Annotated in this window: 28 protein-coding genes and 1 pseudogene; 13 read left to right on the top strand and 16 right to left on the bottom strand. The window is 33.2% G+C overall.

All coding sequences use genetic code 11. The features are described 5' to 3' along the window. Nucleotides 1–26: 26 nt before the first annotated feature. Nucleotides 27–1,022, top strand: coding sequence for a helix-turn-helix transcriptional regulator (locus tag SYN6308_RS17200; RefSeq protein ID WP_017295689.1), 996 nt, complete (start codon nt 27–29; stop codon nt 1,020–1,022). A 78-nt stretch (nt 1,023–1,100) separates the two neighbouring features. Here the strand turns inward: SYN6308_RS17200 and SYN6308_RS17195 are convergent, their stop codons facing one another. The 4 genes from SYN6308_RS17195 to SYN6308_RS22870 all read right to left on the bottom strand — a co-directional run bounded on the left by SYN6308_RS17195 (nt 1,101) and on the right by SYN6308_RS22870 (nt 3,266). After that, nucleotides 1,101–1,793, bottom strand: coding sequence for a Uma2 family endonuclease (locus SYN6308_RS17195; RefSeq protein WP_017295688.1), 693 nt, complete (start codon nt 1,791–1,793; stop codon nt 1,101–1,103). Nucleotides 1,794–1,820: 27 nt separating this feature from the next. Further along, on the bottom strand, nt 1,821–2,303 hold the full coding sequence (locus SYN6308_RS17190; protein WP_017295687.1) for a GNAT family N-acetyltransferase: 483 nt from the start codon (nt 2,301–2,303) through the stop codon (nt 1,821–1,823). Between the two features lie 37 nt (nt 2,304–2,340). Continuing rightward, nucleotides 2,341–2,709 (bottom strand): hypothetical protein, encoded by a 369-nt coding sequence (locus SYN6308_RS17185; protein WP_017295686.1) that lies wholly within the window; start codon nt 2,707–2,709, stop codon nt 2,341–2,343. Nucleotides 2,710–2,825: 116 nt separating this feature from the next. Next, nucleotides 2,826–3,266, bottom strand: a complete 441-nt coding sequence (locus SYN6308_RS22870; RefSeq protein WP_017295685.1) for a hypothetical protein — start codon at nt 3,264–3,266, stop codon at nt 2,826–2,828. Between the two features lie 316 nt (nt 3,267–3,582). Here SYN6308_RS22870 and SYN6308_RS17175 point away from each other — a divergent pair, with 316 nt between their 5' ends. The 5 genes from SYN6308_RS17175 to SYN6308_RS17155 all read left to right on the top strand — a co-directional run bounded on the left by SYN6308_RS17175 (nt 3,583) and on the right by SYN6308_RS17155 (nt 9,394). Continuing rightward, nucleotides 3,583–6,087, top strand: a complete 2,505-nt coding sequence (locus SYN6308_RS17175; protein WP_017295684.1) for a TonB-dependent siderophore receptor — start codon at nt 3,583–3,585, stop codon at nt 6,085–6,087. Between the two features lie 27 nt (nt 6,088–6,114). Beyond that, entirely contained in the window at nt 6,115–7,080 is a 966-nt protein-coding gene (locus SYN6308_RS17170; RefSeq protein ID WP_017295683.1) for an ABC transporter substrate-binding protein, read from the top strand. Nucleotides 7,081–7,182: 102 nt separating this feature from the next. Beyond that, the gene (locus SYN6308_RS17165) at nt 7,183–7,560 is read left to right on the top strand and encodes a DUF1636 domain-containing protein (RefSeq protein ID WP_017295682.1); all 378 of its coding nucleotides are present in this window, start codon (nt 7,183–7,185) and stop codon (nt 7,558–7,560) included. Between the two features lie 266 nt (nt 7,561–7,826). Beyond that, nucleotides 7,827–8,054 (top strand): hypothetical protein, encoded by a 228-nt coding sequence (locus tag SYN6308_RS17160; RefSeq protein ID WP_017295681.1) that lies wholly within the window; start codon nt 7,827–7,829, stop codon nt 8,052–8,054. Between the two features lie 320 nt (nt 8,055–8,374). Next, on the top strand, nt 8,375–9,394 hold the full coding sequence (locus SYN6308_RS17155; RefSeq protein ID WP_017294352.1) for an IS630 family transposase: 1,020 nt from the start codon (nt 8,375–8,377) through the stop codon (nt 9,392–9,394). A 456-nt stretch (nt 9,395–9,850) separates the two neighbouring features. Here the strand turns inward: SYN6308_RS17155 and SYN6308_RS17150 are convergent, their stop codons facing one another. The 5 genes and pseudogenes from SYN6308_RS17150 to SYN6308_RS17130 form a co-directional block, all read right to left on the bottom strand. Beyond that, nucleotides 9,851–10,888 carry a FecCD family ABC transporter permease gene (locus SYN6308_RS17150; protein WP_017295679.1) on the bottom strand — a complete coding sequence of 346 codons (1,038 nt, stop codon included), beginning with the start codon at nt 10,886–10,888 and terminating at the stop codon, nt 9,851–9,853. 91 nt (nt 10,889–10,979) lie between these two features. Further along, nucleotides 10,980–11,216 (bottom strand): annotated as a pseudogene (locus SYN6308_RS25640) (type II toxin-antitoxin system RelE/ParE family toxin); the annotation flags it as partial. A 44-nt stretch (nt 11,217–11,260) separates the two neighbouring features. Then, nucleotides 11,261–11,494, bottom strand: coding sequence for a hypothetical protein (locus SYN6308_RS17140; RefSeq protein ID WP_017295677.1), 234 nt, complete (start codon nt 11,492–11,494; stop codon nt 11,261–11,263). Nucleotides 11,495–11,534: 40 nt separating this feature from the next. After that, complete coding sequence (locus SYN6308_RS17135; protein WP_017295676.1) at nt 11,535–11,795, bottom strand: type II toxin-antitoxin system Phd/YefM family antitoxin; 261 nt, start codon at nt 11,793–11,795, stop codon at nt 11,535–11,537. An 87-nt stretch (nt 11,796–11,882) separates the two neighbouring features. Then, nucleotides 11,883–12,899: a FecCD family ABC transporter permease gene (locus tag SYN6308_RS17130; protein WP_017295675.1), complete on the bottom strand. Its 1,017-nt coding sequence runs from the start codon at nt 12,897–12,899 to the stop codon at nt 11,883–11,885. A 213-nt stretch (nt 12,900–13,112) separates the two neighbouring features. On the opposite strand from SYN6308_RS17130, the gene SYN6308_RS17125 reads away from it, so the two are divergent. Both SYN6308_RS17125 and SYN6308_RS17120 read left to right on the top strand, forming a co-directional pair. Next, nucleotides 13,113–13,922 carry an ABC transporter ATP-binding protein gene (locus SYN6308_RS17125; RefSeq protein ID WP_017295674.1) on the top strand — a complete coding sequence of 270 codons (810 nt, stop codon included), beginning with the start codon at nt 13,113–13,115 and terminating at the stop codon, nt 13,920–13,922. 293 nt (nt 13,923–14,215) lie between these two features. Continuing rightward, complete coding sequence (locus SYN6308_RS17120) at nt 14,216–14,416, top strand: hypothetical protein (protein WP_017295673.1); 201 nt, start codon at nt 14,216–14,218, stop codon at nt 14,414–14,416. 103 nt (nt 14,417–14,519) lie between these two features. Here the strand turns inward: SYN6308_RS17120 and purD are convergent, their stop codons facing one another. Continuing rightward, the gene (gene purD / locus SYN6308_RS17115; RefSeq protein ID WP_017295672.1) at nt 14,520–15,782 is read right to left on the bottom strand and encodes a phosphoribosylamine--glycine ligase; all 1,263 of its coding nucleotides are present in this window, start codon (nt 15,780–15,782) and stop codon (nt 14,520–14,522) included. 295 nt (nt 15,783–16,077) lie between these two features. Between purD and SYN6308_RS17110 the strand changes: the two genes are divergently transcribed. Together SYN6308_RS17110 and SYN6308_RS17105 are read left to right on the top strand one after the other, a co-directional pair. Then, complete coding sequence (locus SYN6308_RS17110; protein ID WP_017295671.1) at nt 16,078–16,299, top strand: hypothetical protein; 222 nt, start codon at nt 16,078–16,080, stop codon at nt 16,297–16,299. Then, entirely contained in the window at nt 16,296–16,652 is a 357-nt protein-coding gene (locus tag SYN6308_RS17105) for a type II toxin-antitoxin system VapC family toxin (RefSeq protein WP_017295670.1), read from the top strand. The genes SYN6308_RS17110 and SYN6308_RS17105 overlap by 4 nt, the downstream gene beginning before the upstream one ends. 384 nt (nt 16,653–17,036) lie before the next feature. Here the strand turns inward: SYN6308_RS17105 and SYN6308_RS17095 are convergent, their stop codons facing one another. Both SYN6308_RS17095 and SYN6308_RS17090 read right to left on the bottom strand, forming a co-directional pair. Beyond that, nucleotides 17,037–17,297, bottom strand: a complete 261-nt coding sequence (locus tag SYN6308_RS17095) for a hypothetical protein (RefSeq protein ID WP_017295668.1) — start codon at nt 17,295–17,297, stop codon at nt 17,037–17,039. A 2-nt stretch (nt 17,298–17,299) separates the two neighbouring features. Beyond that, the gene (locus SYN6308_RS17090) at nt 17,300–17,647 is read right to left on the bottom strand and encodes a DUF6883 domain-containing protein (protein WP_237741229.1); all 348 of its coding nucleotides are present in this window, start codon (nt 17,645–17,647) and stop codon (nt 17,300–17,302) included. A 185-nt stretch (nt 17,648–17,832) separates the two neighbouring features. Here SYN6308_RS17090 and SYN6308_RS25190 point away from each other — a divergent pair, with 185 nt between their 5' ends. Genes SYN6308_RS25190 through SYN6308_RS17075 form a run of 3 tightly spaced genes read left to right on the top strand, consistent with a single transcriptional unit; the run spans nt 17,833 to nt 18,682 of the window. Continuing rightward, nucleotides 17,833–17,976, top strand: a complete 144-nt coding sequence (locus SYN6308_RS25190; RefSeq protein WP_017295666.1) for a hypothetical protein — start codon at nt 17,833–17,835, stop codon at nt 17,974–17,976. A 14-nt stretch (nt 17,977–17,990) separates the two neighbouring features. Beyond that, the gene (locus SYN6308_RS17080; protein ID WP_017295665.1) at nt 17,991–18,266 is read left to right on the top strand and encodes a hypothetical protein; all 276 of its coding nucleotides are present in this window, start codon (nt 17,991–17,993) and stop codon (nt 18,264–18,266) included. Nucleotides 18,267–18,268: 2 nt separating this feature from the next. Then, nucleotides 18,269–18,682: a type II toxin-antitoxin system VapC family toxin gene (locus SYN6308_RS17075; RefSeq protein WP_017295664.1), complete on the top strand. Its 414-nt coding sequence runs from the start codon at nt 18,269–18,271 to the stop codon at nt 18,680–18,682. Nucleotides 18,683–18,941: 259 nt separating this feature from the next. Here the strand turns inward: SYN6308_RS17075 and pgsA are convergent, their stop codons facing one another. From pgsA to SYN6308_RS17045, 4 genes are all read right to left on the bottom strand, one after another. Then, the gene (gene pgsA / locus SYN6308_RS17065; RefSeq protein ID WP_017295662.1) at nt 18,942–19,460 is read right to left on the bottom strand and encodes a CDP-diacylglycerol--glycerol-3-phosphate 3-phosphatidyltransferase; all 519 of its coding nucleotides are present in this window, start codon (nt 19,458–19,460) and stop codon (nt 18,942–18,944) included. Between the two features lie 241 nt (nt 19,461–19,701). After that, complete coding sequence (locus SYN6308_RS17060; protein WP_017295661.1) at nt 19,702–20,820, bottom strand: branched-chain amino acid ABC transporter permease; 1,119 nt, start codon at nt 20,818–20,820, stop codon at nt 19,702–19,704. Nucleotides 20,821–21,044: 224 nt separating this feature from the next. Continuing rightward, nucleotides 21,045–22,763: a serine/threonine-protein kinase gene (locus SYN6308_RS23545; RefSeq protein ID WP_017295660.1), complete on the bottom strand. Its 1,719-nt coding sequence runs from the start codon at nt 22,761–22,763 to the stop codon at nt 21,045–21,047. A 506-nt stretch (nt 22,764–23,269) separates the two neighbouring features. Further along, on the bottom strand, nt 23,270–23,881 hold the full coding sequence (locus SYN6308_RS17045) for a LabA-like NYN domain-containing protein (protein WP_017295658.1): 612 nt from the start codon (nt 23,879–23,881) through the stop codon (nt 23,270–23,272). Between the last annotated feature and the right edge of the window lie 145 nt (nt 23,882–24,026).

Below are 24,026 nucleotides of genomic sequence, written 5' to 3'. Positions count from 1 at the left end.
TATCCTTAAATCAACCATAGAAAAGAATGATTAAACTTTCAACTGTTAATTGGGCTAATTATTGGCAACAAGAATCAGAATCTTTCATTACTTCATCAGGAGAAAAAGAATTGATTTGGCGTGAAAAAGGTTTATTAGGATATTCTACTGAAAAATATATCCCTTTACGCAATGGTTTATATTTAGAAATTTCTGATTATCAAATGTATGAAAATATAGTTTTAACCAGTCAATATAATGATCAAAATGATGATCATTTTGTGGTTAACTTTGTGGTTTCAGGTAATGTTAAAACTATCCATCATGGCATCACAGATTATGTTTTAGAAACCGCAGGAAAAAATTATATTGAGTTTTGGGATTCTCGTCAGGAAACAGAATATTGGCAAAAGGGCGATCGAATTTTGAAAGTTAGAGTAGGGATTTCATTGGAAAATTTACGAGAAATGTGTCAAGATTCTTGCCATACTTTACCCTCAGAATTGCAACTATTAATTAAGGGTAAAAATGTGCCTCCTTATTATCGTCAAGGAGAAAATAATATTAATATGAATAGTGCTTTAAATCAGATTATAAATTGTCCTTATCAGGGATTTACTAGAAATTTTTATTTAGAAAGCAAGGCTTTAGAATTATTTGCTTTGTGGTTAGGAGAAAATAATAATCAAGAAGAATTTTATCAACAATCTTCTCTCAGTAAAAAAGATATTATCGCTTTAGAAGAAGTAAAAAATATTATGGAGAAAAACTTACAAAATCCTCCCAGTTTAAAAGAATTATCCCGTCAATTATGTATTAATGAATATAAATTAAAGTCTGGTTTTAAGGAGTTATTTAATACCACAATTTTCGGTTATTTACACGGTAAAAGAATGGAGTATGCCCACAGTTTATTAACACAAAAAAAGATGAAAGTAACAGATGTTGCTCAGATGTGCGGTTATGCTAGTTTACCTTCTTTTTCTAAGGCTTTTAAAAAATATTTCGGGGTTAATCCGAAGTTCGATCGAATCAAAAAATAGAATGCGATCGTACACTAAAAATTTAACTTAAATAGTTTAAATTTAACTTCATACCTAACACCTAAGATAATATCTTTTTTAATCAAGATTTATACCTTGTTGACGCAATTTTTCTTTTAATTCTTGTAATTCTTTTTCGGCTTTTTGTGCCGATTCATCACCTGTCAAAAGTAAATTAGCATTTTCATCGCACCAACGCAACCAAACACCCTTAAAATTTTCAAATTCGCCTTCCCATAAAGTTAATCCTAAATTAACTCCTTCTAACCAAGTTTCTGAGGTTTCTTGATAATTTATTCCCATGAGTTTAAATATCCTTAAAACCTGTTCACTTAAATATTTTTGAGGATCAAAAACAACATAATAAATGACTCTCATATTTTGATAAATTTTTAGCTTTTCATCTAATTCTCCTCCTACTTTATTCGAGACAATTTCGATCGCAACTTCAGGAGTTTTTCCAAATTCCCAAACAAGATAACAACGATGATTTTTTTCCCACAAATTGGGTGGAGTTGTCACATCTAAACTCAAGAAAAAATCGGGAACGATGGGAGGTTGACCTATATTATAATAAATACCAACATTGGCACAGGCTAAAAAAACTTGTTCTTTTCTGACATTATAAAGAATGTTCGTTAAAAATCTTTGTTGTTTTTCTGAACCAAAATTATCCACTGGTGTATCATCCTCTGTAATTAAATTGCTAACGTCAGGTTTGGGGATAAATTTTACTTCGTTGTTAGTGGGAATTTGTACTTGTGCTACCATTGTTATCTATTTCCTTAAACCTTTTTTTCATTGTAACTTTTTCTGCCAAAATAACGCTTTACCCATATCAGGATTTAACTGATAACCGTCAAAACCAAAGGTTTTATAAGCCGATTGTGCGATCGAATTTCCTTCTAATACTTCTAAAGTGAGTTTACAACATCCTAACTCAAGGGCAATATCTTCAACCTTTTGTAATAATAATTTAGAGATACCCCGACGACGATAATTAGGGGAAACGATTAAATCATGAATATTCAATAAAGGTTTACAGGCAAAAGTTGAGAAACCTTCGATCGTAATTATTAACCCTGCTGGTTTATGATCTACAAAAGCTAAAATTGTATGAATAGATTTTCTTTTTGCCAATTCACTAACTAAGTTAGTTTTGACGTAATCCGATAATTCTTCCCCTCCTCCCATAGAATCAAGGGCATAGGTATTCATTAAATCGACAACTGCTTCCCTATGGAGAGGTATATCGAAATTTGCTTTAATAATTTCTATCATTTATTTGTTTGTAGATTATATATATATATCATTAATACTAATTGAGTGAATCTTCTATCAAGGATGCAAATTGCTCAGAAAAACTTGAGAGTTTATCTAAAATATCTATTTCGGTTTTTAAACCAATTAATCTTTTAGTTGTTTTTACTTTCTCCAATAATGCAGAACTTCTTTTAACACACTGCCTTCTCTTTTCTTCACGTCCAGAGGGATTTAAAAATGTCAATATATAAGCTGATACTGTTGATAAAAAAGTAATAAAAAATAGAATTATTTTATTAGTAAAGTCAGAAAAAGTAAGAATTGCACTTATAGAAGAAAAAATCACTGCAATCAATCCAAAAATAAGATAAATAGAGAACCATCTTTGTGACCAAATTTTATTATCATTTTTGAACTTTTCCAAATCCTTAATTAATTCTTCACACCAAGCAATTGATTCCTGTTCTATTTTTTTTGTAACTGTTCTGAATTTAAAGTTGCTATTCTTGATTCTTGTAAATTCTCTTTTTCTTCCATCTTTTAAGATAAACTATTTAACAAATAATCAATATAAAATGTCACTTCTTCAGCTTCTGATTTAACAAGCCCATTATTTTCTTTAAGAAATTCTAAGGCAGAAATACAACAAGATAAAGAAATATCTAAACTTTGATAAAGTTCTTTTAATCCGTTAAGAAGATAATTATCGATGGGTTCTGTACTATCAGCAACAAGACAATAAGTTATACATCTAATAAAATACTCAATATCTCTAATGCAAACTTGCTTCCATTGTTCTTTTTCCTCATATTCTGGAAATTTTTGCAATATAAATAATGAACATTCAACTGCTAATTGATGCTCTCTTTCTGATAAGTTTTTTGCTGTATTTAATCTTGTAGATGCTTTTCGATAATAATTTACTAAATTATCTACTTTTAAATTGTTACTAAGTCGATTTCTTTTTGTAGTACTTTTCATCTTTAGAATTTTTAAAAAACCTAATTAACTTATATTTTGACATAAATCTATTTATATCTAATTACTTTGTCACTCAAAATTAGCTAAATTCGATCGACAAGCATTTTTGACATAAATCTATTCACATCAAACTATTTTGTTTCTCATTATATCTACAATATTTATATTTGATTCAATTTTACTACTAGATACTAACAAAAAAAACTCCGTTTAGGATAAATAAAATCCCTTTGGGATAAGAAAAAATTGTCAAGATTCTTTACACTATAAATTTAACTGCAAATTATATGCAATAGTGTGAAGGAGTAAAAGAAAAATGAAATCATCTTGGTTATGGTGGGGAATAACTTTACAAAGTCTCTGGTTAATCTCTGCTGTCAACGCTGAAACGACTGTTAAACAAGCCCAAAGAGTCGCAGATTTACAGAATTTAAACACCTCTGCTCAACTGTTAGGGCAAAATCTTCAAGAGTCTATAACCATTACAGGATTAGACTTTAAAGCCACTGATAACGGATTAGATATTATCTTACGATCGACCCAAAAAGATGATATACAACCACTAATCTTTATTAATAATGAGGAATTAGTTATTGAATTATTGAATACTCAATTAGACATTCCTCAAGGTTCAGAATTTGTGGAAATTAACCCCACCGATGACATTAGCGAAATTCAAGTAACCTCCCCTGATACAACTTTTGTGCGTATCACCATCAAGGGAAAAGAGGGCATTCCCACCGCCCAAGTTATGCCCTCATCAGAAAATCTGGTTTTAAGTATTACAAAAGGGCAAACCGTAGCTACTGAAAATAATCAAATCGAGATTGTCGCAACCCAAGAAAATCAACCTAATAACACCTATTTTGTGCCGTCATCTTCCACCGCTACGGGTACGAATACCCGTTTATTAGATGTGCCTCAATCTATTCAAGTTGTACCTCAAAGAGTGTTAGAAGATCGCAACGTGAGGGAATTAGGAGACGCTTTACGCACCGTGACAGGGGTTGTGGAGGGTAGCGGTAGGGGTACGAGTGTATTTGGACCTGCGTTCATTATTCGAGGTTTTCATACTCAGGGTAATGTTTTTCGGGATGGTATTCCTTATTTCACATTAGCCCCAATTAGCACTACAGATATAGAGTCGATCGAAGTCTTAAAAGGCCCAGCATCGGTGATGTTTGGCGCAGGTGAACCGGGGGGTATTATTAACTTAACCTCGAAAAAACCCCTAGACGAGCCTTATTATAAGGTTTCCGCCACCATTGGTAGTTTTAACACCTACGAAGTGACAGCAGATTTATCCGCCCCTTTAAACGAGGATAAAAGTATCAAGTATCGTTTGAATTTCTCCTATGAGAATTATGGTAGTTTCCGTGATTTTGTCGATGGCGATCGAGTTATGGTATCTCCAGTCATTAGTTGGCAAATGGCAGAAAGAACCAATCTTAACTTTTATGGGCAATATGTAGGTAATAGAGAAACCCTTGATGAAGGTTTAGTCGCCAGTAACGGCAAGATGCTTAATTTACCTCGTGAGCGATTTTTAGGGGAAGATTTTGCCAAGTTTGAACAGGATCAATATATGATCGGTTATAACTTTAAGCATGAATTTAGCGATAATTGGTCATTCCAACATAACCTACAATATCTCAACTATAAACCTTTAAGATATGGCCCTTTATTTGACTCCTTTGACGCAGAAACAGGGGAACTTTTCCGCCTTGCCTACTCTGCTGATGGTAGTTACAATCGCTTCTTTACTGATGCCAAATTCACGGGAGATTTTAACACAGGCTCGGTTAAGCATAAACTCTATGCAGGTGTAGAATATCGTTACAATTCTGAGCGCCCCGGCTTCCAGTTTAGTGACTTATATCCATCCATTAACGTTTTTGATCCTATCTATATTGGTAAGTCTTTTGCAAGGAAAACCGAATTTTTTAGGGACGATCGAGTATCAAGAATAGCCTTTTATTTTCAGGATCAAGTGGAATTTAGTCCTAATTTTAAACTATTAGCAGGATTTCGTTATGATCATGCCGAACAAAATCGTACCGCAGGATTTGTGGGTGATCCTCGTGACGAATTTGAGCAAAATGATAGTAAAGTGTCTCCCCGTATCGGTTTAATTTATCAACCCGTTTCTAACGTTTCCCTTTATGCCTCTTACACCTCCTCTTTTAATCCTTCCTTTGCAGGAAGTCGTAACGCTGATAATTCAACTTTTGAGCCTGAGACGGGGCAACAGTGGGAAATTGGGGTAAAAACAGACATATCAGAGCGTTTTAGCATTACTGCATCTCTTTTTGACATCAGAAAGCAGAATATCGCCGTAGAAAATCCTAACGATCGATTTTTCTCCATCCAAACAGGGGAACAAACCAGCAAAGGCTTTGAACTATATTTAGGAGGGGAAATCTTGCCGGGGTGGAATTTAACAGCAGGTTATACTTATTTAGATGCCTTTGTGAGTAAAGACACCACAGGATTAACAGATAATCGTTTACCCAACGTACCAGAAAACCAGTTTAGTTTATGGACAACCTATGAAATTCCCGAAGGCGACTTGAAAGGTTTAGGCTTTGGTTTAGGGCTTTTTTATGTGGGTGAAAGACAGGGAGATATTAGCAATACTTACAGCATCCCTAGCTATTTCCGTACAGATATGGCGTTATTTTACAGACGGGATACTTGGGATGTACAGCTAAATATTGAAAACCTGTTTGATAATACTTATTTTGTGGCAGCGGATGAGTATATTGCCGCATCTGTAGGTAAACCTTTTGCTGTATCGGGTAAGGTTTCTTTCCGCTTCTAAAAGGAGGAAGCTCATCTCATTAACATCATGAAAAAATATCTAATCCTACTCCTAATTAGCTTATTCTCTTGGGGTTGCCAAAGTGCTAATTCTCCTCCCGTTGCCGTTAATCAAAATTGTCGTCAAGTCAACCACTCTCAAGGTGTAACTTGTATTCCTGATGATTGGCAAACTTTAGTTACCCTCGATTCTGTCACCGCCGAAGGTTCGATCGCACTTGGTATAACACCTTTAGGCACAACATTCTCAGGCATATCTAAACACTTAGAGGATAGATTAACCGATGTCAATAATATTGGCATAACAGGTGAACCGAATATCGAGAAAATTCTCGCACTGAAACCAGATTTAATTATCGGTATCGATAGCCAAGAAAATATTTATCCTCAATTGTCTCAAATTGCCCCCACAGCCCTGATCAAATTTAATCATAGCGGTAACTGGAAGGCTGTATTTCAAGAGTTTAGCACCCTCATAGGCAAAAAAAAGGTAGCAGAGCAAGTAATGGCGAAATATGACCAAAGAATTGCAGAATTTAGGTCAAAAATAGGTGAAAATCCCCCAGTAGTATCTGTGGTAAGGATTTATCCTGATAGCATTAACCTCTATTTGCAAGACTCTTTTATCGGGACAATTTTAGTCGATGCTGGTTTACCTCGCCCAGAAAGTCAAAATCTCTCTGCTGAAGAAGCGAAAAAAATTGCAGGAAATGAGATTCAAATGAGCATTAGTAAGGAGTTATTAACTAAAGCTGATGGCGATGTAATCTTTATTTGGACAGGGGAAAATGACCCGAAAATTAATGAAGAATTACAACAAAAAATATTAGCACTAAAAAAAGATCCCCTCTGGCAAAATTTAAAAGCTGTCAAAAATGGGAGGGTTTATCAAGTGCCTAGTTATTGGATTGGAAGCAGTTCGATCGCAGCTAACTTGGTTTTAGACGATTTATTTAAGTATTTAATTAACGAAAAAAAAGATAATCAAAACTGACATAGTAGTAACTTTATTTTGTCATTACCAGACATGAAGTAATCTCAATTAATCTTGATTTTTGATACCAATACCTAATAATAATTAATAAATATAAAAACTATGAAAAACGAAAAATTATTTATCTGTAAATCTTGTCAAATTTCTGTTAATCAAGAAATCTTAGAAGGTAAATCAGGAGGTTATTATCTTCATAAAAACTTGCTAAAAAATGCCGAACACTCATCTATAGAAATAGTAAAAAGTGGATGTTTATGGACTTGTAAGCAACCCTGTGCAGTATCTTTTTTAGCTAACAATAAATATACCTATCATTTTGTCAATATCCCTCCCTTAGATGAAAAATATCATCAAGCCTTACTAGAATTTGGTGAGTTATATGCAGACAGTGAAAACGGTTATATTTTACCAGCAAAAGTCCCAGAAATTTTACAAGAAAAACTCCTCGTTAGAATCCCTGCCGTTGACACCTACAAATAGGGTGGATTAAATATAAAACAAAAAAAAGACAAATTAAGCTATAACAACGATTTAAAAGTAGGGTGGATTAGGCGTGAAAAAACTTAATCGTATGATAAAAAGTAATAAATAAAGCCGTAATCCACCATAATTATTCGATTAGTAATTAGATATAAAAATAGGGTAATTTAAGCTGTTATTATTTATTGTTATTTTTGTTGTTTGATAATTTTTTTTTTTGGTTACGCTATCGCTAACCCAACCTACAAATAATTAATATTTCATAAGTGAATAAAGCAAAAAATCTCAATACTTTTTTAATATTATGGGTAGGAATTACTCTGTCAACTATTGGCTCACAAATGACCAATTTTGCGGTAACATTATGGGCATGGGAAGCCACAGAAAAAGCTACCCCCTTAGCTTTAATTTTATTTTTTACTCAAACACCGAGAATTATCGCCTCTTTATTTGCTGGAGTTATTGTTGATATACTTAGCAAGGGCATAATTTGATATTACAGGCTGAATATGTTAACATGAGTAAAACTAAAAAATCTAACTGAAATATGTTACACAATTTTAGCGAAGAAGAAAAAAATAATATTTATTACCATAGATTTCATCATCCTCATCCCCGAGTTCAATTGAGAATGGAAGTTTTATGGTTATATATAGCAATAAGGAATCATTTGTGAGAAAATACTAAAAACAATTATACTTGGCGAGGGTATAACTTGAGTTTGGTGAAGGTAGGCAAAAGGCAAGTAGGCAAAAGGCAACTGTACATTTTGCAACATCAGATTATAACCTTGATGAGTATAGTAAGAAAAATTGTGAAAGAATTAGACCAGTTTATCGAATCAAATCCAGATTCTAGAGAATTAAAAAGGGCATTAGCAGTCAGAATGACCCTTCAAGGTTATTCACATCGGGCAATCAAGAAAATTCTCCAGGTCTGTTCAGGATTTATTAGTAAATGGAAAGAACAATATATTATTCATGGCATAGAAGCACTCAAATTAGGATATAAAGGTTCGGTGGGATATTTGAGTAAAGAGGAAAAAACAGAACTGTTTCAATGGCTAAACAGTCAAGAAAGTTTGACCTTAGGGGAATTAGAATATTATATAGCCCAAAAGTACGGAGTAACTTATCAGGCAAAATCAAGCTATTATGATCTATTAGATGAAGGACAAATATCATGGAAAAAATCCCAAAAGAAAAATCCACAAAAAAATCAAGATTTAGTGGATAAAAAAAAAGAAGAAATAAAGGAATATATCGAGAAAAATAAAGAAAAAATAGAGTTGGGGAACTTAAAAATATTTTTTGTGGATGAATGTCACTTATTATGGGGTGATATTTGTGGATATGTTTGGGGGAAAAAAGCAGAGAGAATAGAAGTGCCAATTAGAAATGAAAAAGAGAGACAAACTTATTATGGGGGAGTAAACTATAGAACAGGACAGGTATTTATTAAGGATTATGAAGTAGGCAATACAGAAAATACAATAAACTTTATAAAATACTTAATATCAAAAAATAAGGATAGTCAAATAGTAATAATTTGGGATGGAGCAAAATATCATATAAGTAAAGAATTAAAGGAGTATTTAGGAAAAATAAATGAGGGAAAAGAACAAGAAGACTGGTTGGTAAAATGTATAAAATTAGCACCAAATGCACCGGAACAAAATCCCATAGAAGATGTCTGGTTACAGGGAAAAGAAATATTAAGAAAATACTGGAATATGTGCAAAACCTTCAAAATAGTAAAGTGGTTATTTGAATGGGCAATTAAAGAACATATATTCAGTTTTCCCAAACTATCAATGTATGCTTCTTTCTCATGAATCATTCCTGATTGCTATATTTCCTCCTAAATCAATCAAATAAATATAATCAAATTCATCCTTTAAACACTTTCTAAAACCATCAAAAGTTACAGTATCAATTAGAGATGAATTCGTAATAAAAGCAATAATTCCCTCATCATTTAACCTATCACTTGCCCAACGAATAAAAGATCCTGTTGGCGAAACAAATCTTAACCTGTATTAATTAGAAATAAAGCAAATTATGAAGATGAGACAGGTGGACAAGTGGACAGGTGGACAAGTGGAAAGATGCCAAAATTATCAATATTTGTACATTTTTTTCACATCAAACGGATACATAATTCGTTGATTTTGTCAAATTTTATGTAACAAAATGTTTCGCCAACAGACTCATAAAACGGGTGTACATATCATAAATTCTATTTGAATTTTGAGCAGTTATGATGAACATTGACTACAATTTATTTCATTTTAGCGAGATTTGCTCAACAAAAAGATAAAGTAAGGTGCACCAATAATCGCTGTAATAATACCACAGGGAAGCTCAAGGGGTGAAAATAATAATTTTCCTAATAAATCAGCACTGACAACCAATAATCCCCCCACTAAAGCGGTAACAGGAATTAAACCTTGATGGGTATTGCCTACCAAGAAACGGGCGATATGAGGTGCGATTAAACCCACAAAACCCACCGCTCCTGCGATCGAAACACTAGCACTAGAAAGCGCTACACTGGAGATTAAAAGGGTTAACTGTGTTTTTTGCAAGGATAAACCTAATCCCTTGCCTAAATTTTCTCCCAAATGAAGACTATTTAACTCCTTACTCATTATCCACGTCACGAGGGTAAAAATCAGAATCCAAGGCAATAAAATCAAAACCTGTGTCATGGTTTTTCCATAGACACTACCCGTTAACCAGATTAAGGCTTGAGAAACACTGTTTATCTCTCCAAAGGTTGTAATAATATTCGTGATAGCAGAAACAATGAAATTAAAGCCAATACCCACTAATATCAAACGGATAATCGAATTTTCTCCTTGCCACGCCACCGCATAAATAGCTAATGCTACCAATATTCCCCCCATAAAAGCGGAAAAAGGTAATAAAGCAATGGGTAAGGAAGGAAAAACCACGATAAATAAAACGGCGGCTAATCCCGCACCAGCATTGATACCAATAATACTAGGATCAGCTAATGGGTTACGAGTAATAGTCTGCATGATACAACCTGCCATCGCCAACCCCACTCCCACTAACCAAGCGGTAAGGGTGCGCGGTAAACGAAGGGTATTGATAATAAATTGAAAATCAGATTCGGTGTTAAATCCTAAAAGGGTTTTAATGACATTTACGGGAGAAATATAATATTCGCCGTAACTAATACTAATGGTAATGGCAATTAAAGATAGTATCGTTAAAATTACTAGAGTTTTCGGCACTCTACTATCTAACCATAGCGAAAAAGATGGTCGGTTCGATCGAATGACAATAAAAGAATCTTTCATATTATGAAATATCAAAAAAAAGTTGACTGAATCAATAAAATTATTAAAAAATTAAGTTTTATGAATCAAAGTAAAACATAACCATCAAAGCTCAATAGACTTGATCATGAGAACCTATATTTAAGAGAACTAATAAATCCTCATTAGTAGTTACATCTTTTTCTATCACGAAAACAATACGACAGTCATACCAACAAGAACAAGCTCTAAAACCTTCTAAGTCGCCTTTTAACTTATGAGTAGCAAGGTTTGTCGCTGATAAATCCATAACCATTTGTTTTAAAGTTTCCTCAACTTGTTTCTCTAAATATTTATTTCCCTTGATATATTTTCGTAGTGATTTTTAAAATCGTGAAGTTAAAACAATTTTTCTCATTCGACTTCTTCTGTAAAGTTTAGATAATTTCTTAAATCTGCGATCGCATCTTCCACCGTTTGCGAGGGCAGATTACCTTGTTTAAACTCTGCGAAGGCTTCTTGAGACTCTTTAGCTAACTGTTTGCGTCTATTTTCTGAATTTCTTTGACTAACAATTTTAATTAGTAACTCTTGTTGTTCTAATGATAATTCTGCTACTTCGTCTAAAACTTGTTCAAATGTAACCATAATTTTTATAGGATAGTGTAATATCTAAATGATTTTTAGTTTAATTATAGGTTAGCGAAAGCCTCAAAAATTCATCTTCCGATACCCAATCATCCTCTAACTCGACTTGTTTAACGGATTCTACTAACCCCTCAATGGATTGTAAATAGAGAGTTTCCTGTAAACTATTCCAATCCTCCTTAGACAATAACACTGCATCTCCTTTTTTGCTAGTGATAATGCGTGCTACATGATCTTGGTTCACTTGTTCTACTAATCCGAATAAATTGGCTCTTGCCGTACTTGCGTTTATTACTTGCATAATAAGATTTATTTTACCATTATAATTAATAACCTTAAAAAATCACTCTTTACTCTCGTCACCTCATCACCCTCTCACCCCTTCTCCCTATCCCCTAATCCTTTTGCGAATAAGATAGATAAAGAAAGGCGCACCTAAAATTGGCAAAATTAAACCTACTGGCACTTCTTGGGGTTTAATAATTAGCCTACTTACTACATCTGCATTAAGGAGTAAAATTGCACCGCCAACCATAGAAAAAGGCAAAATCCAACGATAATCATTCCCTACCAATAAACGCACCAAATGGGGCATAATTAAACCTATAAAACCAATAGGCCCAGCTAACGAAACACTAGCACCTGCTAAAAGTATTACTGCAACCATCGCTCCAACTTTAATTAATAGAGTATTTTGCCCCAATCCTTGAGCAGTTTCTTCCCCTAAACTGAGAATCGTTATTTGTCGGGCTAAAATGAGGGCTAAAATCAAGCCGATGACAAAATAGGGGAATATCTGTTTTATTAATTGTATATCCCTTCCTGCGATCGAACCTGCTAACCAAAAACGAATTTCATCGAGGGTGCGTTGATTAACAATTAAAATGCCACTGGTGACGGAAGAACAAAAAACAGTAATGGCAGAACCTGCTAAAGTTAAACTAAGAGGTGATAAACCTTTCTTACTCAAGGAAGCAAAAAAATAAACTGCCATCGCACTGATGGTTGCACCCAAGAAAGCAAAAAGAGCTAAAATATTCAAACTGGGATTATTTACTAAAAAAGTAGTGATTACTACTGCCAAAACTGCACCGCTATTAATCCCTAAAATGCTAGGATCAGCTAAAGGATTACGAGTGATACCCTGCATCAAACTTCCGGCGACTCCTAAACCTGCACCCACTAATAAAGCAACGATTGACCTTGGTAGTCGGATTGTCGTAATAATTAAGTGAGATGTTGAGCCATCAAAGGCGGTGAAGGCTTGAGGTAAATCCTGCCAAGCAATATTTGCAACTCCAAAGGTTAAACTAGCCAAAAAACTAAGACATAAAACCCCTATCGCCACCATGAGGGGAATAATTAAAGGAATTGATAAATTTTTACTCTTGAGATTAATTCTCATTTTGATGATAATAAATATAAATTAATTACTAAAATATATCATTAACTGTTATTCTAAACAAGCCCCGTGAAAGTGATGGGGTGATGGTGTGATGGTGTGATGGGAGGATGAGGTGATGAGGTGAAGGGGGGAAGGGGGGATAATATTTAGTATTATCTTTCTTAATTTTTAATTCTTAATTTTAATAGTTGCTAAATATTTTTGAAAACGCAAATGAAACAAATATCCGCTCGACAACTAACTCTAGGTTATCAAAATATAAATATTATCAATAATCTCAATTTAGATATTCCTCAAGGAAAAATAACTATTCTTATCGGTGGGAATGGTTGCGGAAAATCCACTCTCCTTAAGGGTATCGGGCGTATCCTTAAACCCCGACAAGGGGCAGTTTATCTTGATGGTAAAGCCATTCATCAACAAAAAAGTGCCATCGTCGCCCAAAGTTTAGGTATGTTACCCCAAAATCCTACCGCCCCCGAAGGCTTAACCGTCAAAGACTTAGTTATTCAAGGGCGTTATCCCCATCAAAAATGGTGGCAACAATGGACTTTAGAAGATGAAGCTCAAGTTAATGAAGCCCTTGCAATGACTGGTATTCAAGATTTTGCTCACCGAGAATTAGATACCCTTTCAGGAGGGCAAAGACAACGGGCGTGGATAGCCATGACTTTAGCACAAAATACAGAAATATTACTCTTAGATGAACCTACCACATTTTTAGATTTAGCTCATCAAATTGAAGTATTAGACCTCTTAAAAGAATTAAATCATAAACTCGATCGTACGATCGTAATTGTTTTACATGAGTTGAATCTAGCCTCCCGTTATGCAGATTATTTAGTTGCCATGAAAGAAGGTTACATCTATGCCCAAGGAAAACCAGATGCTGTGATGACTCCAGAAATTATCAAGGAGGTATTTAATTTGGATTCTCATATTATCTTAGATCCAATTACCAATACTCCTCTTTGTATCCCTATTAGTGCTTATCTACCAACAAAGATTAAATCTATACTTTAGACTGAATGAAAAGGAAATCAGAAAAAAGAGAAAATAGAGAGAAAATAAAAATAACCACAAATTTGATTCTCCCCATGAAGAAATATAGTAAGCCTAAATGAATTGTGCGAATGCTATCGTGAAGTGAGGCGGTGCGATCGCATCTGATATTTTTACCGAGGAAATGGATTGACGATACCATAAGAATTTGGCAAAAATAATGTTAAGGTTTATTAACTTTTCCCTTATTTTGTAGCAATTTATACAGAATTTTATTATTATAGTGAATGTAAGCAATCAACCAAGAAAAAATTATGAACACTACTCAAAAAGCCCGTGCATTAATGATGCGTCACGATAAAATGATCAGAAATCGTCAACAGTCTATGTTAGGCAGAGTTGCGGAAGAAATCGGTATGGATGTTAATAATACAGAATATTATGAAAATTTAAAATCTGCTCCCTTATCTAGTTTTGCTCGTAATTACGATCGTAGCAATAGTACTTTAAGTTAATCAGCAATTTAAGCAAAAATGAATATTAAAAGTGAGACGTAGATAGATATTCAGACTATTTACGTCTATTTTCTTTTCCGTTTTAAGTTGACTAAAAAATCAACTATTTTAAAATTCGATGTCCTATATCTCTACGATAGTACATATCTTCAAAATGAATTTTCTTAACGGCGCAATAAGTAGCTTCGATCGCACTTTGGAAATTTTCAGCGATACAAGTTACCCCCAAAACCCTACCACCATCGGTGACAATATCATCACCTTGTAGCTTCGTACCTGCATGAAAGACAGTCGCACCATCTTTTTCAGCTTCAGTAATACCAGTAATCATCTTGCCTTTTTCATAACTAGCAGGATAACCTCCCGCCGCCATCACCACACAAACAGCACTACCGCCCTGCCATTCAAAAGGTGGTAAATCTGCAAGTTTTTGTTGCGCACAGGCTAATAATATATCCCCTAAAGAGGTTTTTAACATGGGTAATACCGCTTGAGTTTCGGGATCGCCAAAACGACAATTAAACTCCAAGGTTTTAGGTTCACCTTCGGGAGTAATCATCAATCCTGCATACAACACCCCCCGATAATCGATACCTCGTTTTTGTAAAGTTTTTAAAGTTGGTTCTAAAACTTCTTTAGTAATTCGATCGAGCAAAATAGAATCCACAATAGGAGTTGGAGCGTAAACCCCCATACCGCCAGTATTTGCCCCCGTGTCACCTTCTCCGATTTGTTTGTGATCTTGAGCTGGTAACAAAGGGCGTACAGTTAAGCCATCTGTCAGCGCTAAAATTGATACTTCCTGCCCCGTTAAAAACTCCTCTATGACCAGTTTATTGAAGTTTTGGGCAAAAAGTTCCTCCACTGCCTCTAGGGCTTCTTCTTCGCTCATTGCCACCACAACCCCTTTTCCTGCCGCCAAACCATCAGCTTTAACTACAATCGGTGCGCCTTCTTGACGAATATAGCTTTTTGCTTCTTCTTTATCGGTGAAGGTTGCAGATTTTGCCGTAGGGATACCCCCTTCAATCATTAAATCTTTCGCCCATGACTTACTCGCTTCAATGGTTGCACCCTCTTGATTAGGTCCAAAAACTTTGATATTATGGGTTTGTAAATAATCGGTGATACCTAACGATAACGGTAATTCGGGTCCAACTACCACCAGTTCGATCGAATTTGCTTGAATTAAGTTTAGAATCCCCTCAAAATCATCTACTGCGATCGCCACATTTTCACAGTTTTTTAATACAGCAGTACCACCATTACCCGGAGTACAAAAAACTTTTTCCACAGTATCCGACTGTAACAATTTCCAAGCTAAAGCGTGTTCTCTGCCACCGCTACCAACAACTAAAACTTTCACTCTCGTCAAAAATTCCTTTCATGAAGATCGTTATTTATTGTACCTTTTAACTAACATTTTCTAAAAATTTTTGAGAGATTCTATTTAAGATATTGTGAAAACAAATAAATTGCTTTAAGAAACTATGATGATGAAGAAATTGTGTATGAATGATGCACGAATTTAAGGATTGAATTATAATCACTTTTTAGATTTAGAGAAGTTTGAGTGTGATTATTTTTCTGAGAGTGTGAGGTACGATCAATAAAACTAAACACCTTATAATTAAAATAAATCAATTATTTATGGAGGAAAAATGAGAAATCAATCTGTTGCCACAATGAGTTTCAAAGATTTAGAATATTTAATCAATGAAATTATTGATCGAAAACTTAATAATACGAAATTGAAAAAACAAGATGATTTAGGAAAAACAGAGATTGTTAAACAAATAGATAATTTGAGACAAAAAATTAACGCAAAATATGGGGAATTTCCTGATTCTATTGATCTATTACAAGAAGATAGAATAAGATGAACAAGAACAAAATTGTAATTGATAGTAGTGTCGCCATTAAATGGTTTATTCCGCAAAATTATTCTTTTGAAGCGAATAAAATACTTTCTGCTTACGAAGCTAATCAATTAATTTTAATAGCACCAGATTTGATTTATGCCGAAATTGGAAACATTGTCTGGAAAATACAGCGATTTCAAGGTTTAAATCAGGAATATGCTCAAAATATTATTGATTTATTTCAAAAGATACAAATAAACATAATTTCTGCTGATGACTTGCTCCGAGATGCTTATGATTTTGCTGTCAAATATCAAAGAAGTGTTTATGATAGTCTTTATGTTGTTTTAAGTTTAAGAGCTTTTAACTGTTAACTAATAGTTTATTATAGTTGTTTATACCTACTCACGGGATAAAGGTTGACATTTTTTTAAAATATGTTAGCTTTTAATGAAGTCGATAACCAAGACTGTTAAAACTATTTAATTTAAAGATTAAATTAAATAAAAATTAGTTATTATTCAAGATTAATCAATTAATTAGAATAATAAAAGTAGGGTGGGTTACACCCGAATCAACGCTTGTGGACAGTATCAAGCCGACTTGACTGGTAGAAGCAAGAAGTAAACGTCATAGGTAACTATGAGTAAGTTTTATATAACAGAAAATTGTAGATTTGTTTCTGCTGACGAAAAATTATACAACGCTATTCATCAAGATATATTCAATATAAAACTTTTAAAAAATTGGGAAAATAGTTAAGTTATGATTTGATGCTCATAAACTGTTTCTACTCCTAAAGTTTGCATAAAAGCATCTTTTTCATCTTTATTTGCTGTGATAAAATTACTATTAGCATCATATTTAACCCAACCACCAAATAATTCAACTAAATAAGCCTCACCATTATTAAAAACTTCAACAATTGTTCCTATAGTTTCTTGAGGTGCAATTCCTCCATCACTTAAGGTTATATTTTCAGTTAATTTAACATTATCAAATAATTGAAATTGAGTCATTATCAACCTCCTAATCTATCAGGGAATGCTATCACCAATTTAGCAACATTATCATTAAATAAAACAATCCAAACGGTTCTAATTCTTCTGGTTATACCAGATTTACCAGTAATGTCAATATAAGCCCGATATAATTGTCCAAATTCATTTTGATTTTGAGGTTCTAATAAATCCACATTTACTTCCTTTAAAATAGCTTCCTTAATCCCTTCTGGAGAAATAAAACCCATGATTTCTCGCCAAAATTTTTGTTTATCGCCACCTTTACCATTGCCACGACTAAAAAGATATTGTACTTTAGCTAAAGGAATGTCAAAATTATTCGGTGAAATCAACTTATCAAACGACAATCAATTTAACCCCCTTAATAAATCAAATAATTTGATTATAGCTTGTTCATATATCCTCTAAAATCGATCAGTTTTGAAGGAAGTTGGGAGTTCGATCGATCTTTCATTGATTGAAAATACGAAACCTTCCCTTCCTATTGAGATATAATGATGATTTGAGGAATAATGGAATAATATTGAGTGAGATGAAAACAATTACCCTGCAAATAAACGATCGTATCAATGAGGAATTTATGACTCTTTTGAAGCATTTTTCAGAGAATGAATTAAGGATTTTAGAAGAATCTGAGTATGTTAGTGATGGAGTATTATTAGTGATGGAGTATTAATAGAATGAGTAAAAATGCAAGGTTTGAACAAAGGAGATTTAACCGTGATTAAACAACTAGAAAAAGCAATTAGTAAATTATCAGAATTGTCGGAATCAGAGCAAGAGACGATCGCGCAAATAATCATAACAACAATTGAGAATAAGAAAGAAGAAAAAAATGGTTATGTAGAGGATGATCCATTAGCAGAATTAAGGAATAGTGACTTTATTGGTTGTTTTGCTGATGAACCAGATTTAGCCGAAAAATCAGAGCAAATTGCTCAAGATATTATCTCGAAGAAAGGTTAATTATGATTATTGCTGACACTGGTTTTTTTATAGCTTTAGGAAATAATAAGGATCAATTTTATGAGGTAGCAAAACAAAAACTTGTTACTCTTAAAGAAAAATTAGTTATTACCTATCCAGTAATAGTAGAAACCAGTTATTTATTATTAGAAAGATGCAATAAAGAAGTTCAATTTAAGTTTTTAAATCAGTTAAATAAAGGTAGCATCGATATTTTTCATTTAAGTAATGATAATTTAACGAGAATGATTGAGTTAATGAAAAAATACTCTGATTTACCAATGGATTTAGCAGATGCTTCTTTGGTGGTTTTAGCAGAAGAAATTAAGGAAAATCGAATTTTAACTACAGATTTTAGAGACTTCAATATTTATCGTTGGCAAGACAATAAAAAATTTAATATTTTATTAACATAGTTTTTATAAATAAATGCTCAATCAATTAATCTAAGAATTTGTTAATGAAGCTCTAAGATTTTTAATTAAAATTAGCAAAGAAAATAAAGATCAAGTTATATTTTGAGTACGATCGATCTTAGGAGAGTTGGTGGTGCGATCGATTTTTAGTAAGTGGGAAGTTCGATCAGTTTTGAAGGAAGTTGGGAGTTCGATCGAGCTTTATCTGAACAGATAGATCAAGTCAGTTTAATTAATTTATAAAGTCTTTACACTTTAATCATGTGGACTCAATAATATAAATTAAACCAGAAATAATCGTTAATACCACCGATACCCAAAAACAAATTATTCCTACAGTTTGCCACATACCCACTAAAGGAATAATTAATAAAGCGATCGCTACAATTTGCACGACAGTTTTTAGTTTTCCCCAAATATTTGCGCCAGAGATACCCTCTTTTTTGCTTAATTGAGGATTCACTCGCCAACCTGCGATCGCAATTTCCCTGACAAGAATAATTAATACTCCCCAAGCAGGAATAACTTGTCTTTCGATGAGGATAAGTAAAGGAGTTATAACCAAAATTTTATCCGTTAAAGGGTCTAAAAATTTCCCTAATTCGGTAATTTGATTTAATTTTCGGGCTAAATAACCGTCTAACCAATCCGTTAAGGAGGCAATGATAAAGATACCAAAAGCTAACCATTGAAATTCGATCGATGGTTGATATAACAGGTATATTAGGGGAATAACGAGAAAAATTCGACTTAATGTAATGGAATTAGGTATATTCATAAAATAATTAATAATTAATAATTAATAATTAATAATTAGGAGTTAATATTATCACCTATTATTAATTGTTATAATTTGAGTTCAATTTATTGAACGGAAAATGTTAGCCATGTAATTCATTACACGGTGGGTTATTGATTAAAGTGTTTTTCTTTTGAGTAAACATAGCTTAACATGGTGGGCAATGCCCACCCTACAATCTCCATTACTTAATTCTTAATTCTTAATTCTTAATTCTTCTTTACCTTCCGAGGGATAATTCTTGTTTTTTGCCTAAAATTCCTTGAGGGCGCCAAACCATTAATACCATTAAGATTAAGCCAATTACCATGACTCTTAATGCACCTACTTGAGAATCGCTGATAATGTCGGAATTGCTGAAAATAAAACGGGTTAAGGAGTCGTAACCCCAAAAAATGATCGCTCCTAATATTACTCCGGCATTATTTCCCGAACCGCCTAATACTACTATAATCCAAGCGTTAAAGGTTAATAAAGGCTCAAAACTGGAGGGGTAAATCGTGGTTAATTGCCAACTATAAAACGCTCCTGCCACTCCTGCGATCGCACCTCCGAGCATAAAGGATTGTAATTTATACCAAAAAACATTTTTACCCAAGGCTTTGGGGATTTCTTCGTCTTCTCGAATGGCTTTTAACACTCTACCCCAAGGGGAATGTACTAATAAATCTAAACCATAATAAGTTAAGGCTAAAATCATCAACATTAATAACATTAATCCTGCCTTATAACTGTAATTATAGAGTGCGATCGAACCGTTAATATAGACTAAAAGAATAAAAACAAAGGCGATACCACCCCAAATAGTAACACTGAGACGACTAGAGGGCTGAAAACTTTTGCCTTGAATCTGACGAGTTAACCCTAATTGCTGACGAATATTTTGCCATAATTGCCACAGCACAAAAGCGGTTAATAAGGTTAATAACAAAATCATCGACATTTTACCGAAAAAATTGGGCTGAAATTTACCAAAGGGTAAAGGATAACTTTGTATTCCAAATGTTCCTTTTGTTAACCATTGTTCATTTTGTACGATCAAACGTATTAATTCTGATACCCCAATGGTCACGATCGCCAAGTAATCTTCCCGTAACTTCAAGGAACTAAGTCCAATTAACAAACCTAAAACAGAAGCGCCCACCGCACCAATAATCACCGCTAAAAATAGGGGTACACCTTTTTCCGACAGAAGTACTGTAACGTAAGCTCCGATCGTCATAAATGCTACATGACCAAAATTAATTAAACCCGTGAATCCCCACTGTAAATTTAAGCCTAATGCAAATAAAGCATAAAGACTTGCGGATATTGTTAAAAATACCAGATATTGAACCATTGACACTCTCACACGCTAAAAATCAATGATCCATAATAACCTTAACCGTCAGTAAAAAAGCAGATAGGTTGCTTAATATTAATAAATTTATCTCAAAAGTTGCCCTTGTTTTCTTAAAAATAACTGTTAAATATAGTCAAGTTCGATCGTTTATATGATGTTCTTTACAATAGTTCATTGAGCAAAATAATTTTTCTTTATATTTTAGAAAAAGAACCATTTTTTTATTTTTTCATTTTGGCTTCTAAAGCATTTCTATTATCAATAGCCGTTGTATAATTAGGGTCTAATTTAATAGCTCTAGTATAGTCAATAATAGCTTTTTCATACTGTTCTAATTTCTCGTAAATTTTAGCCCTATCCCCATAATAATATTTATTAGTAGGGTATAATTCAATGGCTTTTGTATAGTCCATAATAGCTTTTTCATACTGTTCTAATTTCTCGTAAATTTTAGCCCTTTTCTCATAATAATATCCATAATTAGGGGCTAATTCAATGGCTTTGGTACAATCAATAATAGCTTTTTCGTACTGGTTTAAATAATAGTAAGTTAAACCACGATTATTATAAGCATAGGTATAATTAGGGTCTAATTCAATGGCTTTGGTATAATCAATAATAGCTTCTTCATACTGTTCTAATTTTTTGTAAGCATCACCACGATTATTATAAGCATTGGCATTATTAGGGTCTAATTCAATGGCTTTGGTATAATCAATAATAGCTTTTTCAGACAGTTTAAATTTTTCGTAAGCATCACCACGATTATTATAAGCAGTGGCATCATTAGGATTTAATTCAATAATTTTGGTATAAATGTCTAATAATTTACGAGCTTTGGTATAATCAGGAACTAATTCAAAGGCTTTAGTATAATCAATAATAGCTTTTTCATACTGGTTTAACTCTTCGTAAGCATCACCACGATTATAATAAGCGCTGATATAATTAGGGTCTAATTCAATGGCTTTAGTATAATCAATAATTGCTTTATCATACTGTTTTAATTCTTTATACTTTTTAGCTCTATTAAAATAAAATTTAGCATCTTCTAAAGATGAATCAACAATATTTTCATTAATTTCTAGGAGGGTAAATATTTTCTCTTTTTGCCCAGTATTTATATTAATCTTATTCTCTAATTTTTCCAGTAAATTAGTAATGGTAAAACGTTTTTTATTTTCTTTACTTAAACAACCTTCAATAATATTTTGCCAAAACTCAGGAATTTGACTGACATTAACTTCCTTATTTACCACTTCCTTCATTAACGCTAAAGGAGTCTCACTATTAAAAGGTAATTCCCCCGTTAATGTCTCATAAATAACCACCCCAAATGACCACATATCCCAAGCTGAGGAGATTTTTCCCTCGTAGGCTTCTGGTGGTGCGTAACCCATTGATCCCATCAATGTGGTGGTTTTTGTAGAATTATTTTGGACACTTCTCACTAAACCAAAGTCTGAGATTTTCCATTTATCCCCTACTTTTAAAATATTCCCCGGTTTCAAATCTCGATGAACAATTACAGGATTTTGACGGTGTAAATAATCTAATCCTTTGGCTATATCTAATACTAATTGTTTAACTTTTTCTTCTGGTAATTTACCTTTTTTCAACTCATCTTCTAAACTATAATCTGCTTTTTCCATTAATAAATAGAGAAATTCAAAATTATTTAATGTACATTCTCCGCAGGTATAACAATCGAGTAAATTCTGCTGTTTTAAAGTGGTGGAAAAAATCAATTCATCTAACTGTTTATCGGGGTTATCGGTGATAATTAGTTTAACTGCTAATTCTCGAATAAATCTATCTCTTACTACTTCATCCGCTAAATAGACACCACCAAAACCTCCCGAACCTAACAACCTTTTGAGGTAATATTTATTATCAATATTTTCCCCTTCGAGCATTTTAAATAATAGTTGATTATTCATCTTTGTTTAACCATTAAAAATATATAAGAATACTATTTGAATTGTAAAATTCGATCGAATACTGTTCGGTTAGTCGCTCAAGTTATTTTGTCAGCCCCTAAATCCCCAATACTGGGGACTTTCACCAAGTTTGACTCCCCCAAAGTTGGGGGCAGGGGGGCTTAACCGAGCAGTATTGAAATTCGATCGAACCTTGCCCCCTTGAAAAAGCAGTTTTTTTCATTCTCCAAATTTGATTTAACTCAAAACTATAATTGATAATAAATCTAATTATTTTTTCAGATTAGCAAATCAATTATTATTAAAAACCGTGATATTTTCTGTAGAAATTGAGTTCAATTTATTGAACGGTATCTATTAGACGTATAATTCATTACACGTTGGGATAATGGTTTAGACTCATAACTCGCAAGGTAACAAGATTTGAACTCGATCGAATTTAGCTTTTGATTTTTTTGTAACTTTAATGAATATTTAAAACGCAAACTTAAAAATCCCTAATTATTTTAGAAATCTGGGGGATCACGAGTTTCGATGAGGTGATAGGGGGAAAAACCATCGTAGGTTAAATTTGATTTACGGGTTTTTTGTATATCTTCTCGAATTTGATCTAAGTCAATATATCGATCGGCTACATTAATTAAACTATCACTGGTCATCGATCGTAAACTGACAACTTCGATACGAGCGCCCCGATAACTGACGGCATCCACAGCATAGGCTAAATCACCATCACCGCTTACCAACACGGCTGTATCATATGAGCCGACTAAAGCCATTAAGTCCACGGCAATTTCTACGTCTAAATTAGCTTTTTTTGAGCCGTCGGGTAATTGTACTAAATCTTTAGAGATGACTCGATAACCGTTCCTTCGCATCCAGAGTAAGAAACCTTGTTGTTTTTCGTTAGTTCGATCGACTCCCGTATAAAAGAACGCCCTGAGTAATTTTGCACCAGCAGTTAAACGATATAAAAGTTTAGTGTAATCGATTTCCACTCCTAACTGTAAGGCAGCATAAAATAGGTTTGAACCATCAATAAAAATGGCAACTCGTCCTCTATTTTCTAAGACTTGTTCGGGAGGAAAAACGGGATCACTATCAAAATTATCCCACATTGTTTTATCCTTATTTTTGAGTAAAATATATTAAAAAATTGTTGTAAAAAAGAGATTAAAATAAACTTTAAAAAATCAAAACGTAACAATTATTAAATTTAGTTTTATATAAACTTAATATAGCAAATCTCAATTATTTATGATC

Origin of the sequence: Geminocystis herdmanii PCC 6308, from assembly GCF_000332235.1 — a bacterium.
GTDB classification, from domain to species: Bacteria; Cyanobacteriota; Cyanobacteriia; order Cyanobacteriales; family Cyanobacteriaceae; genus Geminocystis; species Geminocystis herdmanii.
Note: the sequence above shows the minus strand (reverse complement) of the source record. Positions and strands in the feature narration are given on the sequence as shown.

Excerpts from the sequence above, each read along its gene's own strand:
- SYN6308_RS17150 (WP_017295679.1), bottom strand. The coding sequence starts at position 10,888 with ATGAAAGATTCTTTTATTGTCATTCGATCGAACCGACCATCTTTTTCG.
- SYN6308_RS17095 (WP_017295668.1), bottom strand. The coding sequence starts at position 17,297 with ATGACTCAATTTCAATTATTTGATAATGTTAAATTAACTGAAAATATA.
- SYN6308_RS17175 (WP_017295684.1), top strand. The coding sequence starts at position 3,583 with ATGAAATCATCTTGGTTATGGTGGGGAATAACTTTACAAAGTCTCTGG.
- SYN6308_RS23545 (WP_017295660.1), bottom strand. The coding sequence starts at position 22,763 with ATGAATAATCAACTATTATTTAAAATGCTCGAAGGGGAAAATATTGAT.
- SYN6308_RS25190 (WP_017295666.1), top strand. The coding sequence starts at position 17,833 with ATGAAAACAATTACCCTGCAAATAAACGATCGTATCAATGAGGAATTT.
- SYN6308_RS17170 (WP_017295683.1), top strand. The coding sequence starts at position 6,115 with ATGAAAAAATATCTAATCCTACTCCTAATTAGCTTATTCTCTTGGGGT.
- SYN6308_RS17130 (WP_017295675.1), bottom strand. The coding sequence starts at position 12,899 with ATGAGAATTAATCTCAAGAGTAAAAATTTATCAATTCCTTTAATTATT.
- SYN6308_RS17110 (WP_017295671.1), top strand. The coding sequence starts at position 16,078 with ATGAGAAATCAATCTGTTGCCACAATGAGTTTCAAAGATTTAGAATAT.
- SYN6308_RS17105 (WP_017295670.1), top strand. The coding sequence starts at position 16,296 with ATGAACAAGAACAAAATTGTAATTGATAGTAGTGTCGCCATTAAATGG.
- SYN6308_RS17165 (WP_017295682.1), top strand. The coding sequence starts at position 7,183 with ATGAAAAACGAAAAATTATTTATCTGTAAATCTTGTCAAATTTCTGTT.
- SYN6308_RS17060 (WP_017295661.1), bottom strand. The coding sequence starts at position 20,820 with ATGGTTCAATATCTGGTATTTTTAACAATATCCGCAAGTCTTTATGCT.
- SYN6308_RS17080 (WP_017295665.1), top strand. The coding sequence starts at position 17,991 with ATGCAAGGTTTGAACAAAGGAGATTTAACCGTGATTAAACAACTAGAA.
- SYN6308_RS17200 (WP_017295689.1), top strand. The coding sequence starts at position 27 with ATGATTAAACTTTCAACTGTTAATTGGGCTAATTATTGGCAACAAGAA.
- SYN6308_RS22870 (WP_017295685.1), bottom strand. The coding sequence starts at position 3,266 with ATGAAAAGTACTACAAAAAGAAATCGACTTAGTAACAATTTAAAAGTA.
- SYN6308_RS17045 (WP_017295658.1), bottom strand. The coding sequence starts at position 23,881 with ATGTGGGATAATTTTGATAGTGATCCCGTTTTTCCTCCCGAACAAGTC.
- SYN6308_RS17195 (WP_017295688.1), bottom strand. The coding sequence starts at position 1,793 with ATGGTAGCACAAGTACAAATTCCCACTAACAACGAAGTAAAATTTATC.
- SYN6308_RS17120 (WP_017295673.1), top strand. The coding sequence starts at position 14,216 with ATGAACACTACTCAAAAAGCCCGTGCATTAATGATGCGTCACGATAAA.
- SYN6308_RS17140 (WP_017295677.1), bottom strand. The coding sequence starts at position 11,494 with ATGGTTACATTTGAACAAGTTTTAGACGAAGTAGCAGAATTATCATTA.
- SYN6308_RS17075 (WP_017295664.1), top strand. The coding sequence starts at position 18,269 with ATGATTATTGCTGACACTGGTTTTTTTATAGCTTTAGGAAATAATAAG.
- SYN6308_RS17135 (WP_017295676.1), bottom strand. The coding sequence starts at position 11,795 with ATGCAAGTAATAAACGCAAGTACGGCAAGAGCCAATTTATTCGGATTA.
- SYN6308_RS17190 (WP_017295687.1), bottom strand. The coding sequence starts at position 2,303 with ATGATAGAAATTATTAAAGCAAATTTCGATATACCTCTCCATAGGGAA.
- SYN6308_RS17125 (WP_017295674.1), top strand. The coding sequence starts at position 13,113 with ATGAAACAAATATCCGCTCGACAACTAACTCTAGGTTATCAAAATATA.
- pgsA (WP_017295662.1), bottom strand. The coding sequence starts at position 19,460 with ATGAATATACCTAATTCCATTACATTAAGTCGAATTTTTCTCGTTATT.